We start from the raw sequence: 15503 nt of genomic DNA on the forward strand, positions 1-15503 counted from the left end.
CGCGTATTCCTCTGGTTACCCAGCGGCCTCTGCGGATATCCGTTCGTGCACCGTGAGCAGCAGGTGATCAAATTGACTCTGCAGGGCGGCGGTCGAACCCTCCAGCGTTGCCACCTCGGCGAGCAGTTGCCTGGCCAGCGCCCGCAGCTTCACATTGGTCTCCTGCGACCGCCATTGCAGCACCCGAAACGCCTGCTCGGCGCTGACCCGGTAGACGTACATCAGCACGCCCTTGGCCTGTTCTATGGCCGCGCGGCTTTCGAAGAGGTCGGGGAGCGCCTCGTCGAGCACCTCCTGCCGGGCCTCGTCGAAGGTGTTGGCGAGGTCGATGTAATACCCGGCGGTGCCCACCACCGCGCCCGACTCATCGAGCATGCGGTCGGCGACGACGATCGCGTCGTGCACCTGGCCGGCCGTGTCGATGAACCGGTGCCGACTGGAGAAGGACTCCGCCGACTGCAGGGCGTAGTCGAGCACCTCCTGAACGTGCGCGCGGTCGTCGGGGTGCTTGTGCGACAGCAACAACTTCGTCGTCGGCTTGACGGTGCCCGGTTCGTAGCCGTGCATCCTGGCCACCTCGTCGGACCACTCCCAGCGCTCACCGATGAACCAGAAGCGGAAGGTTCCCACGTTGAGGTACCGGCCGACCGCCTCGACCGGGCTCGGCTGTTGGCCTCGGGGCCCGGCCGGTGGGGTCCCGGCCGCTCCCCCTTGCTCTTGCACGTTTGCATCCTCGCACTCGGGGGATACCACCGGCTACCGCCCTGGCCAAAAGGCCCGTCCACATGTCAGGCCGTCCGGGGTGGGGGTAACGTCGCGTGCGGACCATCCACAACGCGGGAGCGCACTCCAATGCGCTGAGAGGACGGCTCGGGGCCGTCGACCGTACGAACCTGACCGGGTAATGCCGGCGTAGGGAGATGAGAAATGACCTTGGAAAAAACGTCCGTCCTTTCCACAGCCGTCGAGGCTTCCGTCACCACCGGGCCCATCGCGGGCAGCAGCAAGGCCTACCGGGAGGTGGAGGCGCCCGGCACCGGTGCCCGCCTGAGGGTTCCGTTCCGGCGTGTGCACCTGTCCACCGGGGACCACTTCGACCTGTACGACACCTCCGGTCCCTACACCGACGCGGACGCGGTCATCGACCTGACGGCCGGGCTGCCGCCGCGGCCCGGCGTGGTCCGCGACCGCGGCACCCAGCTGCAGCGGGCCCGGGCCGGCGAGATCACCGCCGAGATGGCGTACATCGCCGCCCGTGAGGACATGCCCGCCGAGCTCGTGCGCGACGAGGTCGCCCGCGGGCGCGCGGTGATCCCGGCCAACCACAACCACCCCGAGATCGAGCCGATGATCATCGGCAAGGCCTTCGCGGTGAAGGTCAACGCCAACATCGGCAACTCGGCGGTGACGTCGTCGATCGCCGAGGAGGTCGACAAGATGGTGTGGGCCACCCGCTGGGGCGCGGACACGATCATGGACCTGTCCACCGGCAAGAACATCCACGAGACGCGCGAATGGATCCTGCGCAACTCCCCGGTGCCCGTCGGCACGGTGCCCATCTACCAGGCGCTGGAGAAGGTCAAGGGTGACCCGACGGAACTGACGTGGGAGATCTACCGCGACACCGTGATCGAGCAGTGCGAACAGGGCGTGGACTACATGACCGTGCACGCCGGCGTGCTGCTGCGGTACGTGCCGCTGACCGCCAAGCGGGTCACCGGCATCGTGTCCCGCGGCGGGTCGATCATGGCGGCCTGGTGCCTGGCGCATCACCGGGAGTCGTTCCTCTACACCAACTTCGAGGAGCTGTGCGACATCTTCGCCCGTTATGACGTCACCTTCTCGCTCGGTGACGGCCTGCGGCCGGGCTCGATCGCCGACGCGAACGACGCCGCGCAGTTCGCCGAGCTGCGCACCCTGGGCGAGCTGACGAAGATCGCGAAAGCCCGTGGCGCACAGGTGATGATCGAGGGCCCGGGTCACGTCCCGATGCACAAGATCGTGGAGAACGTGCGACTGGAAGAGGAGCTCTGCGAGGAGGCCCCGTTCTACACGCTGGGCCCGCTGGCCACCGACATCGCGCCGGCCTACGACCACATCACCTCGGCGATCGGCGCGGCGATCATCGCCCAGGCCGGCACGGCGATGCTGTGCTACGTCACGCCCAAGGAGCACCTGGGGCTGCCGGACCGCAAGGACGTCAAGGACGGGGTGATCGCCTACAAGATCGCCGCCCACTCCGCCGACCTGGCCAAGGGGCATCCGCGCGCGCAGGAGCGCGACGACGCCCTATCGACCGCACGGTTCGAGTTCCGCTGGAACGACCAGTTCGCGTTGTCGCTGGATCCCGACACCGCAAAGGAATTCCACGACGAGACGCTGCCGGCCGAACCCGCCAAAACGGCGCACTTCTGCTCGATGTGCGGGCCCAAGTTCTGCTCCATGCGGATCACCCAGGACGTCCGCGACTACGCCGCCGAGCACGGCCTCGACAGCGAGGAAGCCATCGAAGCCGCCATGCAGGAGAAGTCGCAGGAGTTCGCCGAGCACGGCAACCGGGTGTACCTGCCGATCACCCAGTGAGCTACCTGCCGCTCGCACCGCCGGGCAGCACGCCCCTGCGGGTGCTGACCATCGCCGGGTCCGACTCGGGCGGCGGCGCCGGCATCCAGGCCGACCTGCGCACCATGGCGCTGCTGGGCGTGCACGCCTGCGTGGCGGTCTCCGCGGTGACCGTGCAGAACACGGTGGGGGTCAAGGGCTTTCACGAGGTGCCCGACGACTTCGTCGCGGCCCAGATCGAAGCGGTGGTCACCGACATCGGCGTCCAGGCCGTCAAGACCGGCATGCTGGCATCGTCGGCCATCATCGGCGCCGTCGCAACCACCTGGCGCCGGCTAGGGTTGACGCTTCCGCTCGTCGTCGACCCGGTGTGCGCATCCATGCACGGCGATGCGCTGCTGGAGGTGGCTGCGTTGGATTCCCTTCGCGACCAACTGTTCCCGTTGGCGACGTTGGTAACGCCGAACCTCGACGAGGTGCGGCTGCTGGTGGGCATCGACGTCGTGGACGCGGAGTCGCAGCGGGCGGCCGCCAAGGCGCTGCACGCGCTGGGACCGCGCTGGGTGCTGGTCAAGGGCGGCCACCTCCGGTCGTCGGACCGCAGCTGCGACCTGCTCTATGACGGCACCGGGTTCCACGAGTTCGACTCGGAGCGCTTGCCCGGCGGCAATGACCACGGCGGCGGCGACACGCTGGCCACGGCCGTGGCGTGCGCGTTGGCGCACGGGTACCCCGTTCCCGAAGCCGTCGGTTTCGGGAAGCGTTGGGTCACCGAATGTTTGCGCGCCTCCTACCCGCTGGGCCACGGCCACGGCCCCGTCTCCCCGTTGTTCCGGTTGACGTGAACCTGGAACAGATCGCCGGTGTGGCGCACGAACCCGACGGCCCACCCGCCGGAGTGGTGGTGCTGACGCATGGCGCCGGCGGTAACCGGGATTCGCCGTTGCTGCAACAGGTTTGCGACGAATGGGCGCGCCGCGGCTGGCTGGCGGTCCGGTACAACCTGCCCTACCGGCGACGCCGGCCCACCGGACCACCGTCCGGCTCAGCGGCCACCGACCGCGCAGGGATCGTCGAGGCGATCACGCTGTGCCGCGGCCTGGCCGACGGTCCGCTGATCGCCGGCGGGCACTCCTACGGCGGACGGCAGACGTCCATGGTGGTGGCGGCCCGCGAAGCGCCCGTCGACCTGCTGAGCCTGTTCTCCTACCCCGTGCATCCGCCGGGGAAGCCGGAGCGGACCCGCACCGAACACCTGCCCGACATCAGGGTTCCGACGGTGTTCACGCACGGGACGTCGGACCCCTTCGGCACGCCCGACGAGCTGCGCGCCGCCGCCGCGCTGGTCTCCGGCACGACCGCGGTCGTCGAGATCGCCGGGGCGCGACACGATCTGCGGTCCAAGACCCTGAACGTGGCGGCGCTGGCGGTCGACGCCACGCTGCAGCTGCTCGGGCGCAATTAGACAGTTCAGACTGGACAGTTTTGGCTGTCTAATTTAGGCTGGTGTCGTGGACGGCATCAGCGAATCGGCAGCCGCGGCGGCCCGCGATCTGCGGGTGGTCTTCAGCCGGTTGCGGCGCCGATTGAGGGACCTCGCCACGGAAGACGACCTCAGTCCCTCGCAGACGGCGGTGCTCAACCGGCTCTGGAAGGAGGGCGCCTCATCGGCGAGCGCCCTGGCCTCCGCGGAGCGGGTACGTCCACAGTCCATGGCCACGGTAGTGGCCGCCCTCGAGCAGCGCGGGCTCATCGAGCGCCAACCCGATCCGGACGACGGACGGCGGCAACTGATTTCGCTGACCACGGCGGGCCGGCGACGCGCCGAAAGCAACCGGCAGGTCCGCGAGGAGTGGCTGGCACGCGCCATCCACGAGCGGTATTCCGAACGCGAGCGTCGCGTCATCCTCGACGCGCTGACGCTGCTCGAGCGCTTGACCGAATAACGAGAGGACAAGGGCCGCAATGGAACTGGCAATACACTTTATCGACTTTCTGCCCGGCGACCCGGCGGCGCTGGGCCCCACGCTGGCCGACGCGGCGAAGGCCGCCGAGCAGGGCGGGGCGACGCTGTTCACGCTGGCCGACCACTTCTTTCAGATGGAGGCCGTGGGACGCGCGGAGGACCCGTTCCTGGAGGGCTACACGTCGCTGGGTTTCCTCGCCGCGCAGACCACCAGGATCGACCTGAGCCTGCTGGTCACCGGCGTCACGTACCGCTATCCTGGCCTGCTGGCCAAGGCGGTCACCACGCTCGACGTCCTGTCGCAGGGCCGCTCGATGCTGGGCCTTGGCGCGGCCTGGTACGACCGCGAGCACGCTGCGCTCGGCTTCCCCTATCCCCCGGTGAGCCAGCGCTTCGAGATGCTCGAAGAGACGCTGCAGATCTGTCAGCAGATGTGGAGCGGCAACGACGGGCCCTACCAGGGCAAGCATTACCAGCTGGCCGAGACCATTTGTTCGCCGCAACCGATTCGCCGCCCGCCGATCCTGATCGGCGGGGACGGCGAGAAGAAGACCCTGCGCCTGGTCGCGCAGTACGCCGACATCTGGAACAGCACCACCAGCGACGTTGACGAGCTCAGGCACAAGATCGAGGTGCTGCACCGCCACTGCGAGGCGGTCGGCCGCGACCCGGGCGAGATCCGCAAGACGGTGGGCCATTTCGTGAATCCCTTCGAGGACCCCGACGGTTACTTCAAGACCGCCGAGCGCTACGCCGAACTGGGCGTCGAGATGGTCAACGCCGGCCCGTTCCCGGGCAACCCCGATCCGGTCGGCTTCATCCGCCGCCTCGGCGACGAAGTGGTACCCAAGCTCACCCAAATCGGTTGATACGGCTGCCGTTCGGTCATCCCGGATAGCGGGAGTAGCAGGCGTCCATGTTGCCTGTCGCGCCGCCGCGAAACGCCGCTATCCGGGTGAAACCGGCCGGCACGCTGGTGCCGTCGGCGTCACTGGCGACGAGGTGGTTGGTGAGCAACCCCGCCACCGCCTCGTCGAGATCGCCGGCCGTCAGCAGCAGCTGCTTCTGCGACGACAGCTCGATGGGCTCGGCCATCTTGCGGTGCACCACGCCGGTCAGGCACGCGGTGCGCAGCGCGGTCCACGGGCTCTGCATGGCCAGCCCGCGTTCGTGCTGCACGGCCAGCGCGTAGCGCGACATCACGACCGAGAGCGCGGTGTCGTCGCCCTGCGGCAGGGTCTGTTCGTTCTCGTCGGCGACCTTGCCCATCGCCGCCAGCTTGGGCAGGTCCACCACGATCGTGTTGGTGGCCGGGCAGTAGGACGCCGGCGGGCTGGCCTTGGCGTCCGGGCAGTCGGCCGCCTGGTAGGACAGCGCCGGCGGATTCTTCGGGGAGAACACCTTTCCCAGGAGTTCCATCAGGGTGGACAGGGTGTCCTGGTCGAGCGGCACCTCACCGGTCTCGGGGTTCCCGGTGCTGGTGTCGACCCGCAGCGCGTTGGGCAGGTCGCCGCGACGCTGTTCGATCTCCGCCTTGTCGATCCCCGCGCAGGCCGGGGCGCCGTCGATGAACCCCATCTGGAAGGCGCTGATCCGGTCGAGGGCCGACCCGTGTTCGTCGTCGTTCTCGGTGTCGCTGTCCAGGACGGGGTCCCGGGTGGTGATGATGCCCGCCAGCACGTGGTCCAGTCCGTCGGCGGTGCTCAGCGTGAACCGCGGCGACTTGCCGTCGGCCACCCAGAACAGGTAGACGCCCGCGAAGCAGTCGGCCTGCTGCTCGCGCACGATCGTGGGGTCTCGCTTGGTCACCAGCTTCGCCATGTTCTGCAGGGCATGGCCGAATTCGTGGGCCAGCACCCCGTTGACCGACATGTCGCCGAAATACCGTTGCGCGACGGACATGAACACCCCGCGGTCCCACGCGATCAGGTTGCAGCGCGACGTGTAGAACGCGTTGACCAGTTTGTAGGTGTCGTTGTGGCAAACGATGGGGCTGGCCGGATCGTTGGAGTTGTAGGACACCATCTTGCCGACCGGAACGAACGTTCCCTTCAGCGACTGGCCGTACACCGACTTCCAGTAGTCCTCGATGTCGTTGACCGACAGCAACGACAACTTGTCGATCGCGCCGTTGTCGGTGTTGACCACCGTGCCCGTCGGGTCGGGCGCGTTGGTGCGGATCCCGCTGGGGCCGTTGGTGGCGGGCAGGCCGCCCACCCGGAACGGGTCGTTGAGCATCGACAGCGCCCGCCCGTCGACGAAGGATGCGCAGCCGGCCACCACGATTGCCGCCGCCGCGCAGCTTGACGCCGCCCGCAGCAAGGTGGCCGCCCCGCGGGGGCGGCCACCGGTCGGCTGACGTCGATTGCGCGCGCGGCTGTTCATCCCAACCTCATCCCGACCGGCTGCAGGGCAGCACCAAAGCGTCTCATTCTAGAGCGGCTGGCTAACTGTGACAGCCCGAATGCGCATGCCGGTCGCACACCGACCACGACGGCAGGGGCGCACGGTTACCCGCGGGTGACCGTGCGGAACCCAGCCGTCTCCGGCGGGCGGTCACGGTGGAGGCAGCGAACTCTCAGGGGCGCGGCGCGGGTGTCTGCTGAGGTCCGGCCGGGCCACCCGGGCCCATCCCGCCGGGGCCCATCATCCCGCCCGGGCCCATCATTCCCGGCCCCATCATTCCGCCGGGCTGCATCATCGGGCAGGTGCCGGCCCGCCCGCCGCCGTACCCGTGGCGCCACCCGTCGTGGCCACCGGAGGACCAGCCCAGGAGCAGCCCCGAGAAGAAGACCACCGCGACGACGAACACGACGCCGGCGACGATGACCACCCATGCGGCCGCTTGACCCAGCCGACTGTGTGCGCCGACTCGATGTTCGACATTGGATTCAGGAGTTTGCGTCATGCCCCGAACGATGGCACACATATACCCACCGGGGGTAGGGACCATTGGCCCTAGAATGGGCGACGCGCCTGTGGTCGGCTTACGCTTGTTGCGCGGGAGACGTCCGAAAGGATGCGGCGATGGCTGAGTTGACGCGGCGGGCGGCACTCGCCGCCTTCGGCGCTCTCGGCGCGGGCAGCATCCTGGGGTTGGGATTGCTGCGGCGCGGCCTTCAGTCGATGGCCGTACGCCTCACCGACGGCGGCGGTTTCATGGGCGCCGGCCACATGGACATGAGCCGCTACATGGAAATGTTCATGCGGCACAGCGAAATCGACCGTGTGGTCGAGGACATTCCCGGCGGCGTGCGCACCACCACCGAATCGGCGTCGCCGGACCTGCCGGAAAAGGGTCGGCAGACTTTGGCTCATGCAGCTGACTTCGGTGCCCTGATCGAGGTGGGCGTACATGCTCGAAACATGCGCCTGCAGTTGGGCCGCCAGGTCCGGCGACGCCGATTCGGTGGTGGTGCGCACGCGCGGGAGGTCACCGGCTTCGTCGCGGAAGGCATGCCCGCGATGATGCAGCAGATGATGGGTCAGGGCCGGATGGGTTGCGGCGGGATGATGGGGCCGCGCAGGCCCTAGAAGGGCGGCGGCTCGTCGTCGTCCGGTGGCGCGGGGCCCCCGGGTGAAGCGTGGGCGGCCAAGCGGCGCCGCCGGTTCCACTGGCGTTCGGTGGCGATGCGCTGGGCCCGGTTCCGGGCGCGGGTGCGGGTGCGGGTGCGGAGCGGCATCGTTGCCGTGCGCTCGCCGTAGCACTCCCGCTCGGCGGGAGTGGGCACGTCGCCGGTGGGCGCGCACAGGGTCGGGAACAGCAGCGCGCTGCCGGGGGTGGTGACGTAGCGGTGTCCGTCGGGCAGCCGCCAGATGACGGTGCCGTCGGGCAATTGCTCGTCGCGCCAGCCCCAGAACGTCTTCAGCAAATGATGTTGGCGGCAAAGGCATTTCAGGTTCGACGGATGCGTCACACCACCATCGGAGTACGGGATCGTGTGGTCGATGTCGCAGTCGGCAGCAGGACGGTCACACCCCGGCGCCCGACACGTCAAATCCCGGCACCGCACGAAATCGGCCAGCCGGGTCGAGGGCATGTAGCGCGGTTCGGCCTGCGCCGGAACGCTCAGCGGCACCAGCCGCGCCGACCGGGCCAGCTCGGCGATCAGCTCGGCAGAGATCAGCCCGTCGGCGCCCAGCTCCGAACCCGGAGCCGACCCCCGGCCCCGGACGCCGGCCCGCTCGGCGACGACATGGATGACGACCGGCGTTGCCGCCGGCCGCTTTCCGGCCGCACAGTCGGCGCGCCCACAGCGACAGCCCAGCCGATCCGCCGCGGCCGCCAGCGCTCCCAGCGCATCGGCGCGCCGCTGGTCGCGGCTGCGCGGGTCGTGCTCACACACCGTGTCCGCCAACGCATTCAACCGCTTGTCCAAGGCGTGGGCGTCGGGACTGAACAGGCTGCCGTGGATTTCCGACATGCCGCCCTCGAGATCCTCGATCCCGACGCAACGCTCGGCCCGGGACTGGTCGTGGCGGCGCACCGCATCGACGTCGGCCTTGGCCACGATCTTGTCCACCTCGCCGGCCAGCCGGCCCCGCGTCATCGAGGGCCACCGCGCCGCGCGCATCGCCAGCTCGGCGTCCACGGCGGCCAACACGGCGGCATCGGTGATCAAGTCGGTGCGGTACACGATGGTCTGAAACAGCCGAAAACCGATGCCGCCGGCCCGAAACACGGCCGCCACCCGTGGCAGTCGTTGACGCATGGCGAGCGCGTACTTCATGAAGCTGCCCGCCATGGCCAAGCTGACGCGGAAGGCCGCGGCCACCTCGGCACCCACCGCCGCCCAGGTGTCCACCGCCCAATCCGACTCCTCACCGCACTGGGCACGGCGCAGTTCGAACAGGTCCCCGATGGCATCCAACCGATCCGCCACCACCTGCGCCTCCAGTCGCCACGACGCGCACATCCGGTCCACCAGCGCGCGCGACCGCTCGCACTGCGGGGGCTCCCAATACTCGTGCACGCGGGTATCGAACATAGGTTCGAGAATAGCCGGACGGGCCGACGCGCGTATCGCCCGATGCCGCCGGTTGTGGATAACCAGCGTCAGCCTCCCCCGCCGAAGCCCATCGCGACGAAGGCGGCGACCACCAACGCTGCCAGCATCACGATTTCGGGCCACGGTCGCCACGGCCGGGCTTCGATGGCATAGGACATGACCTTGATCGGCCCGGCCGGCGACGGGGGTTCCTGCTCGCGGGTCAACGGTTCGTAGAACTGATGAAAATACAGTTGGATCAGTGTCGCGCCGACCCACAGCCCGATGAGGAAACTCACCGGCTTCACCCCGGCGAGGAACAGCACGATCACCATCGCGGCGGCGAGGATGAGTGACGCCGCATCCGATTTCGCCGTCGCCCGGACCTTGCCGCCGTAGGCCTTGTCCAGCGCGGCGCGGCGACGCCGGTAGGGCAGCATGAAGAACGTGAACTTGGCGAGGATGTGCACACCGGCCAGGACGGCGAGCACGGTAGCTGCGATGGTCACCGACCCAGTCTCACAGGACGAGAGTCCGATTGCGTCAGGGCACCCGGGTCCGATGCCGCTTGTCGTGCGGCGGCACGCCGTTGACGCCGCCGATCGACTGGGCGTAGCTGCCCACCGCGTAGGCGGCGCCGGAACCCATGACGGCCAACGCATCCCGGTTGATGTTGTCGACGGTCTCGCGGGGGCCCTGGTAATTGGGGTCGAACGGGACGCCGGCTTGCCCGCCCCATAGTCGGGCCTGCACCGTCGTCTTCTGCTGCGTGGAGCCGGCGGTCAAGCCCCCGATCGGCACGCCCGCGACCATGAAGGGATGGTAGTCGGCGAGGGTGCTCAGCGGCATGTCGGCGGGCCGCTTGCCGGCCAGGTTCAGATACCCGGCCAGGGTGCGCTCGATGCCGGCCGACCCGTCGGGGACGTCCGCGTAGGTGATCCCGGGCGCCGGCGGCCCGGACTGATCGCCGTCGTCGGTGAAGAAACCGGCGTTGGGAGATCCGAGCGCGGTGAAGTTGAGGTACATCGCGATGTCGTTGAGTTGGTCGACGTTCATGCCGAACACGTAGTCCATGACGCCGTTGAGCCCGTCTTCGTCGGCGCCCCAGAACGCGAACCGCACCGCGTTGTTCACCGGCGCCAGGGGGCCCAGCTGCAGCGCCGTTTCCAGCACCGCGGCCACCCCGGTCCCGTCGTCGTTGATGCCGGGGCCGCCGCGCGGGCCATCGAGATGCGCGCCGACCATGACCACTTCGTGTGGCGACCCGGTCTTGGTCTGCGCCAGCACGTTTCGCGACGTGATGGTGATGTTACGGGCGTCGAGCACCAGGTGGACGGGCGCGCTCGCGCCGGCGAGCGCGGCCGCGACGGAGGGACCGGCCACCGCGACCGGCACGGTCAGTTGCTTGAAGTAGCCTGGCGTGAACAACGTGGGCGGGGCGCCCTGCCCAGACGGCGCGCTGAGCACGACCAGGGCGGCCGCGCCCTTGACCACCGCGGCGTTCTGCTTGTCGACCACCGAGCAACGCGCGTCGTCGACGACGGCGATCGAGCCCTTGGGCAGCGCGGAAGGGTAATCGCCGGCCGCACAGCCCGACGGCTGGCCGGGCCGGACCGGTTGGCCGGTCAGGCCGCCGGGCGGTGTCTGCACCAGCAACGAGGCCTGGTCGACGGTGTAACCTCGGCCGGCGACCGTTATCGCCGGCCTGCCCGGGGAGACGGTGTACAGCCGGTCGAACTGGGGCGTCACCACCTCGAAACCCCTGTCGCGCAAGGCTTTCGCCACGTAGTCGACGCTGGCGTCGTAGCCCGGGGTGGCGTCCGCCCGGTTGCCCTTGTTGGCGTCGGCGATGTGCTGCAGCGCGCGCAGGTGGGCGAGCATCCCGTCGGCGGTCAGTTTCGCCGCCAGGGCGCGGCCCAGATCCGGTGCGGCAGAGGGAGATCCGGGCCGGGGCGACGAGCATCCGGCCAGCAGCGCGGCCGCGAGCAGCAAGGTCACCCCCAGACGGCGGGTCATGGCTTGGTAAGGACGTGACGTGTGCGGTCCTCCATCGTGGGCATCCCGTTGTGACCGCCGATGTCCTGGGCGTAGAGACCGACGGCGTAGGCGACGCCGCCGCCGTTGACGCCCAGTGCCGACCGGTCGACGTGTTCGAGGGTGTCGGTCCTCTGGTGATAGTTGGGGTCGAAAGGCTGGTCGGCCGTCCCGCCCCAGAGCTTGGCCTGCTCGGCGGACATCTTGGCCTCGGCGCCGGAGAACAGGCCGCCGGCGGGGACGCCCGCGAGGGTGAACCCGTCATAGTCGGAGCGGCCGTCGAACGCCGTGTCCTGCGCGGTCTTCCCGGCGGACTTCAGGTAGGCCACCAGCGTGCGCTCGATGCCGGCCGACCCCTCGGGTACCACCGGCTGACCGCGGGCGTCGGCAGGCAGCGATTGGTCCCCGTCATAGGTGAAGTAGCCGGGATTGGGCGACGCGAGCATGTCGAAATTCAGGTACAGCGCAATGCTTTTGAGCGCGGTCAGGTCCAGCGACTCGACGTAGTCGCGCGATCCGATCAGGCCGAGTTCCTCCGCACCCCAGAACCCGAACCGCACCGCGTTGCGCACCTGCGGCGAACTCCCCAGCCGCAGCGCGGTTTCCAACACGGCCGCCACCCCCGAGCCATTGTCGTTGATGCCCGGCCCGTCGGGCACGCTGTCCAGGTGTGCGCCCGCCATGACGACGTTGGCCGTCGACCCCGTCTTGGTCTGCGCGATCACGTTGCGGGCCTTGAAGCTCTGCACGCTCGCGTTCAGCTTGATGGTGGCGGGCCCGGGCCGGGTGCGCAATTGCACGCCCACGGACTTGGTCACGCCCACCACCGCGATCTTGACCAATGTGTCGGGCCCCAGGGTGCCACCCATCTTCTGCTCGTCGACGTTGTCGGCGACGATCATCGCGACCGCGCCGTGCTGCGCCGCGACGTCCTCCTTCTGGGCGAAGGGGCAGGTGCCGCGGTCCACCAGCACCACGGCCCCCTGCACCGGCAGGTTCCCGTAATCCGACGCCGCGCAGCCGAGAGCGTTGCTGGCGGGCAGGGCCACGAGCGGCCCGCTCACCCCGTCCGGCGGGGTGCCGAGGCTGAAGTCGAGCGCGTGCGCCTCCACCTCCACACCACCGACCGTCACCACCGGCTTGTCCCCGTGGAACACCCGCGCCGAGAACTCGGGGGTGGCCACGTCGAAACCGCTGCCGCGCAACGCGTTTACCACGTAGTCGACGCTGGCCTCGTAACCGGGGGTGCCCACCGCCCGGGTGCCGTTGTTGGCGTTGGCAATGTCCTGCAGCTTTGCCAGGTGGGCCATCATCGCGTCGGTCGTGACTTTGTCGTGCAACGCGCCGGCGAACTTGACCGCGTCCGGGTTACCGGTCGCCGGTTGCGCGTGGCGGTGAAAGCAGCCGGCCGAGAATGCGGTCAGGACGACCATGACAAGCGCCGCCGGGATCGTCGCGCGTTTCTTCACCATCGCGCCCCAGGTTAGACCGCGTCGCGAGCGGCCGGGATCAGGACACGGCGGTATCAGACGTAGAGCGCAGTGAACGGCGCAAAGGGAATGTTGCGCACCACAAACCACGCCGCGACCAGCACCAGCGTCACGGCCGCGGCCCAGCGGCGGTGTTGCCAGCTGCGGACTCGCCTGCCCGCCAGGCGTCCATAGGTCCAGGCGAGGTACGCCCACACCAACAGCACGACGGCCGCCAGGCCCAACGCATTGAACCTGGCGGCCGCCATCAGGTTGCCGTGCATCAGGGAATACAGCATGCGCAGGCTGCCGCATCCCGGACAGTCGATTCCCAACAGCGCCTTGGTGGGACACACCGGCAGCGGCCCGTTGGGGGTGGTCGGGTCACCCGCCCAGATGACGGCGCACATCAACGTCGCGGAAGCCGCCACCACCAGTGGTGCTCCCAGACTCTGCGGCGCCGACCCTTGGCGGGTCACCATGGTCGCGAACCGGGCTTAGAACATCGCGGCGAGTGCCGCGTTGGTGTTCGTGTTGAGCGCGCCGACCGCCATCAAGATGCCGTAGATGATGGCGACGACGACACCGATGACGGCCGACCAGATCACCCACTTCTTGGCGCTGTCGGCGGATGCCTGTGCCTCGGCGTAACGACCCTGTGCCCAAAGACCATTGACTTGGCTGGACTTGACGATCGCCACGATCCCGAACGGGAGGCAACAGAACAGGGTCACCAGGATCGACCACACCAAGTAGTTGTTCGGCGCCTGCCCGGCGGGCTGCTGCGGCGGATAACCAGGCGGCGGAGGGGGTGGTGCCGGCGGTTGGGTCATGAATTCTCCAGTCCCGAGAAGTTAGCTGGCGTGAAGCGGTGCTAACCATACCCGAGCACAGTCGCGGCGGCACTAGCAATTTGAAAATCCGCTTTTGAACCGCCGGCGCGCGGCGCACGCCCTCCCGCGAGGGTTTCCCGGCCAGGGCGGGCCGGCCACGCGAAAACAATTGACGGTCATGACCTTTCGGAACGGCCGTTGCGTGACCGTCACGCTGCGGCGTCGAGAAGGATGCCCAGACAGACAATTTCCAGCGGAATGTGTTGCTTTGTCACGACATAGCTCTACGATCCCTAGTTAGCGGAAGCGTGTTTCTCCGGTGAGCGACGCCGGTTCGACAACCGCCTAGGAGTCACAGGATGTTGCATCCCAGCAACGCGCTGCGGACCGCGACTGCCGCGGTGCTGGCGGGCGCTGTCGCCTTAGCGGGCACGGGCACCGCAACCGCGGATCCCGCCAATGCGGGTAGCCCGTCGGACGTCAACACGCTCGCGGCGTCGCTGTCGAAGGGATATGGGCTGAACAACTGCACTCCCCAGAGCGTCACCACCGGCGAGCTGGCGTCGCTGACCTGCGCGCAGAGCCCCGACCCGAGCGGCCCGGTCCAGGCCAAGTACATCCTGTTCAACAACGCCGACAACCTGGCCGGCTCGTTCAAGGCGAGCATCAAAGACGACGTGCTGGGCGCGTGCGGCGACAGCGGCCAGTCCCCCACCAACTGGCACCAGGGCAGCAACAGCGGCAACGCCGGGCAGGTGGCGTGTGGGACGTATCAGAACGCCGCCGAGATCATCTGGACCACGGACTCGAAGAACATCTTGAGCTACATCCGCGGGTCCAACACCGACGCCGCGGCGCTGTACCAGTGGTGGCGCGCCAACGGCTGACGTTCTTAGTTGGGGGGCAACGGGTTTCTGCATCACCCATCCATCAACCGCAGGGAGTCAACGAAATGTCACATCTCAACATCGCGCTGCGAGCCGTGTCGGCGGCGGTCTTCACCGGCAGCCTGGCCCTGGCGGGTAGCGCACCCGCGCTCGCCGAACCCAACACCGGCAGCGCGGCCGACATGAACACGCTGGCCGCCAATCTCTCGAAGGGTTACGGCCTCAACAACTGCAAGCCGCAGGAGTTGACCGAATCCGGCGAACTGGCCGAGCTGCTGTGCGGGCAGAGCCCCGACCCCAGCGGACCGGGCTCCGGTGTCTACGCCCTCTTCTCCAACGGCACGAATCTGGCCTCGGCGTTCAGTTCCACCATCAAGGACGTGTCGCTGGCCGCGTGCGGGGACGCCGGGCAGTCGCCGGGGACCTGGAAGCAGAACGGCCAGACGGGCGGGCAGATCGCCTGCGGCACCTACAAGAACTACGCGACGTTGACCTGGACCACCGACGCCAAGAACGTGCTGGGCCACCTCACCTCGTCCAACGCCGACGTCAACGCGCTCTACCAGTGGTGGCGCACGAACGGCTGACCCGTCAGCACAGCGCGGCCACCAGCTCGGCGACGGCGCGCATGCCGGCGGCGTTCGGGTGCAACGGCGCCGCCCGGCCCGGCAGCGGCACACCGGGTCTGGTGGTCCAGGGGGCGGCCGACCACGCGTGGTGATCCCGGCTGGCTGCCGCGGCGCGCACCACGTCGCAGCCGGTCG

At 68.8% G+C, this 15503-nt stretch carries 17 protein-coding genes, 1 pseudogene and 1 riboswitch; of the genes and pseudogenes, 8 read left to right on the forward strand and 10 right to left on the reverse strand.

Annotated features, from left to right (window positions below; all coding sequences use genetic code 11):
* Positions 1 to 15: 15 nt before the first annotated feature.
* Positions 16 to 723: a PAS and ANTAR domain-containing protein gene (locus A5713_RS25555; RefSeq protein ID WP_067921808.1), complete on the reverse strand. Its 708-nt coding sequence runs from the start codon at positions 721 to 723 to the stop codon at positions 16 to 18.
* 103 nt (positions 724 to 826) lie between these two features.
* Positions 827 to 936, forward strand: a riboswitch (TPP riboswitch).
* On the opposite strand from A5713_RS25555, the gene thiC reads away from it, so the two are divergent.
* From thiC to A5713_RS25580, 5 genes are all read left to right on the forward strand, one after another.
* Entirely contained in the window at positions 928 to 2583 is a 1656-nt protein-coding gene (thiC, locus tag A5713_RS25560; RefSeq protein WP_068099066.1) for a phosphomethylpyrimidine synthase ThiC, read from the forward strand. Its footprint overlaps the riboswitch before it by 9 nt.
* Entirely contained in the window at positions 2580 to 3407 is an 828-nt protein-coding gene (gene thiD / locus A5713_RS25565) for a bifunctional hydroxymethylpyrimidine kinase/phosphomethylpyrimidine kinase (RefSeq protein ID WP_068099067.1), read from the forward strand. The genes thiC and thiD overlap by 4 nt, the downstream gene beginning before the upstream one ends.
* Entirely contained in the window at positions 3404 to 4027 is a 624-nt protein-coding gene (locus A5713_RS25570; RefSeq protein ID WP_068099068.1) for an alpha/beta family hydrolase, read from the forward strand. Before thiD ends, A5713_RS25570 begins: the two co-directional genes overlap by 4 nt.
* 46 nt (positions 4028 to 4073) lie before the next feature.
* Positions 4074 to 4508: a MarR family winged helix-turn-helix transcriptional regulator gene (locus A5713_RS25575; RefSeq protein WP_068099069.1), complete on the forward strand. Its 435-nt coding sequence runs from the start codon at positions 4074 to 4076 to the stop codon at positions 4506 to 4508.
* Between the two features lie 19 nt (positions 4509 to 4527).
* Positions 4528 to 5397, forward strand: a complete 870-nt coding sequence (locus A5713_RS25580) for an LLM class F420-dependent oxidoreductase (RefSeq protein WP_068099070.1) — start codon at positions 4528 to 4530, stop codon at positions 5395 to 5397.
* Between the two features lie 16 nt (positions 5398 to 5413).
* Here the strand turns inward: A5713_RS25580 and A5713_RS25585 are convergent, their stop codons facing one another.
* On the reverse strand, positions 5414 to 6913 hold the full coding sequence (locus A5713_RS25585) for a neutral zinc metallopeptidase (RefSeq protein WP_156752031.1): 1500 nt from the start codon (positions 6911 to 6913) through the stop codon (positions 5414 to 5416).
* A 193-nt stretch (positions 6914 to 7106) separates the two neighbouring features.
* Positions 7107 to 7436, reverse strand: a complete 330-nt coding sequence (locus A5713_RS25590) for a hypothetical protein (RefSeq protein ID WP_102418891.1) — start codon at positions 7434 to 7436, stop codon at positions 7107 to 7109.
* Between the two features lie 119 nt (positions 7437 to 7555).
* Between A5713_RS25590 and A5713_RS28540 the strand changes: the two genes are divergently transcribed.
* A complete protein-coding gene (locus A5713_RS28540; protein ID WP_068099072.1) occupies positions 7556 to 8062 on the forward strand; it encodes a hypothetical protein in 507 nt (168 codons plus the stop codon).
* Here A5713_RS28540 and A5713_RS25600 read toward each other — a convergent pair.
* The 6 genes from A5713_RS25600 to A5713_RS25625 all read right to left on the reverse strand — a co-directional run bounded on the left by A5713_RS25600 (position 8059) and on the right by A5713_RS25625 (position 13852).
* Positions 8059 to 9516 (reverse strand): HNH endonuclease signature motif containing protein, encoded by a 1458-nt coding sequence (locus tag A5713_RS25600; protein WP_068099073.1) that lies wholly within the window; start codon positions 9514 to 9516, stop codon positions 8059 to 8061. The two genes, A5713_RS28540 and A5713_RS25600, sit on opposite strands and share 4 nt — an antisense overlap.
* A gap of 68 nt (positions 9517 to 9584) precedes the next feature.
* On the reverse strand, positions 9585 to 10025 hold the full coding sequence (locus A5713_RS25605; protein WP_068099074.1) for a hypothetical protein: 441 nt from the start codon (positions 10023 to 10025) through the stop codon (positions 9585 to 9587).
* Positions 10026 to 10059: 34 nt separating this feature from the next.
* Positions 10060 to 11532: a M28 family peptidase gene (locus A5713_RS25610; protein WP_068099075.1), complete on the reverse strand. Its 1473-nt coding sequence runs from the start codon at positions 11530 to 11532 to the stop codon at positions 10060 to 10062.
* A complete protein-coding gene (locus A5713_RS25615; protein WP_067927034.1) occupies positions 11529 to 13022 on the reverse strand; it encodes a M28 family metallopeptidase in 1494 nt (497 codons plus the stop codon). Before A5713_RS25615 ends, A5713_RS25610 begins: the two co-directional genes overlap by 4 nt.
* 53 nt (positions 13023 to 13075) lie before the next feature.
* Entirely contained in the window at positions 13076 to 13501 is a 426-nt protein-coding gene (locus tag A5713_RS25620; RefSeq protein WP_068099076.1) for a DUF2752 domain-containing protein, read from the reverse strand.
* A 15-nt stretch (positions 13502 to 13516) separates the two neighbouring features.
* Complete coding sequence (locus tag A5713_RS25625; protein WP_067927030.1) at positions 13517 to 13852, reverse strand: CD225/dispanin family protein; 336 nt, start codon at positions 13850 to 13852, stop codon at positions 13517 to 13519.
* A 359-nt stretch (positions 13853 to 14211) separates the two neighbouring features.
* Here A5713_RS25625 and A5713_RS25630 point away from each other — a divergent pair, with 359 nt between their 5' ends.
* A complete protein-coding gene (locus A5713_RS25630; protein WP_068099077.1) occupies positions 14212 to 14739 on the forward strand; it encodes a serine/threonine protein kinase in 528 nt (175 codons plus the stop codon).
* 65 nt (positions 14740 to 14804) lie between these two features.
* A complete protein-coding gene (locus tag A5713_RS25635) occupies positions 14805 to 15326 on the forward strand; it encodes a serine/threonine protein kinase (RefSeq protein WP_068099078.1) in 522 nt (173 codons plus the stop codon).
* A gap of 4 nt (positions 15327 to 15330) precedes the next feature.
* On the opposite strand, the pseudogene A5713_RS25640 reads toward A5713_RS25635, so the two are convergent.
* Positions 15331 to 15503 (reverse strand): annotated as a pseudogene (locus A5713_RS25640) (SGNH/GDSL hydrolase family protein); the annotation flags it as partial.

Source organism: Mycobacterium sp. E2497 (assembly GCF_001668695.1).
Lineage (GTDB): Bacteria > Actinomycetota > Actinomycetes > Mycobacteriales > Mycobacteriaceae > Mycobacterium.

Coding starts and splice junctions, on each gene's coding strand:
- thiC (WP_068099066.1), top strand. CDS start 928: ATGACCTTGGAAAAAACGTCCGTCCTTTCCACAGCCGTCGAGGCTTCC.
- A5713_RS25580 (WP_068099070.1), top strand. CDS start 4,528: ATGGAACTGGCAATACACTTTATCGACTTTCTGCCCGGCGACCCGGCG.
- A5713_RS25585 (WP_156752031.1), bottom strand. CDS start 6,913: ATGAACAGCCGCGCGCGCAATCGACGTCAGCCGACCGGTGGCCGCCCC.
- A5713_RS25590 (WP_102418891.1), bottom strand. CDS start 7,436: ATGACGCAAACTCCTGAATCCAATGTCGAACATCGAGTCGGCGCACAC.
- A5713_RS28540 (WP_068099072.1), top strand. CDS start 7,556: ATGGCTGAGTTGACGCGGCGGGCGGCACTCGCCGCCTTCGGCGCTCTC.
- A5713_RS25600 (WP_068099073.1), bottom strand. CDS start 9,516: ATGTTCGATACCCGCGTGCACGAGTATTGGGAGCCCCCGCAGTGCGAG.
- A5713_RS25610 (WP_068099075.1), bottom strand. CDS start 11,532: ATGACCCGCCGTCTGGGGGTGACCTTGCTGCTCGCGGCCGCGCTGCTG.
- A5713_RS25615 (WP_067927034.1), bottom strand. CDS start 13,022: ATGGTGAAGAAACGCGCGACGATCCCGGCGGCGCTTGTCATGGTCGTC.
- A5713_RS25620 (WP_068099076.1), bottom strand. CDS start 13,501: ATGGTGACCCGCCAAGGGTCGGCGCCGCAGAGTCTGGGAGCACCACTG.
- A5713_RS25625 (WP_067927030.1), bottom strand. CDS start 13,852: ATGACCCAACCGCCGGCACCACCCCCTCCGCCGCCTGGTTATCCGCCG.
- A5713_RS25630 (WP_068099077.1), top strand. CDS start 14,212: ATGTTGCATCCCAGCAACGCGCTGCGGACCGCGACTGCCGCGGTGCTG.
- A5713_RS25635 (WP_068099078.1), top strand. CDS start 14,805: ATGTCACATCTCAACATCGCGCTGCGAGCCGTGTCGGCGGCGGTCTTC.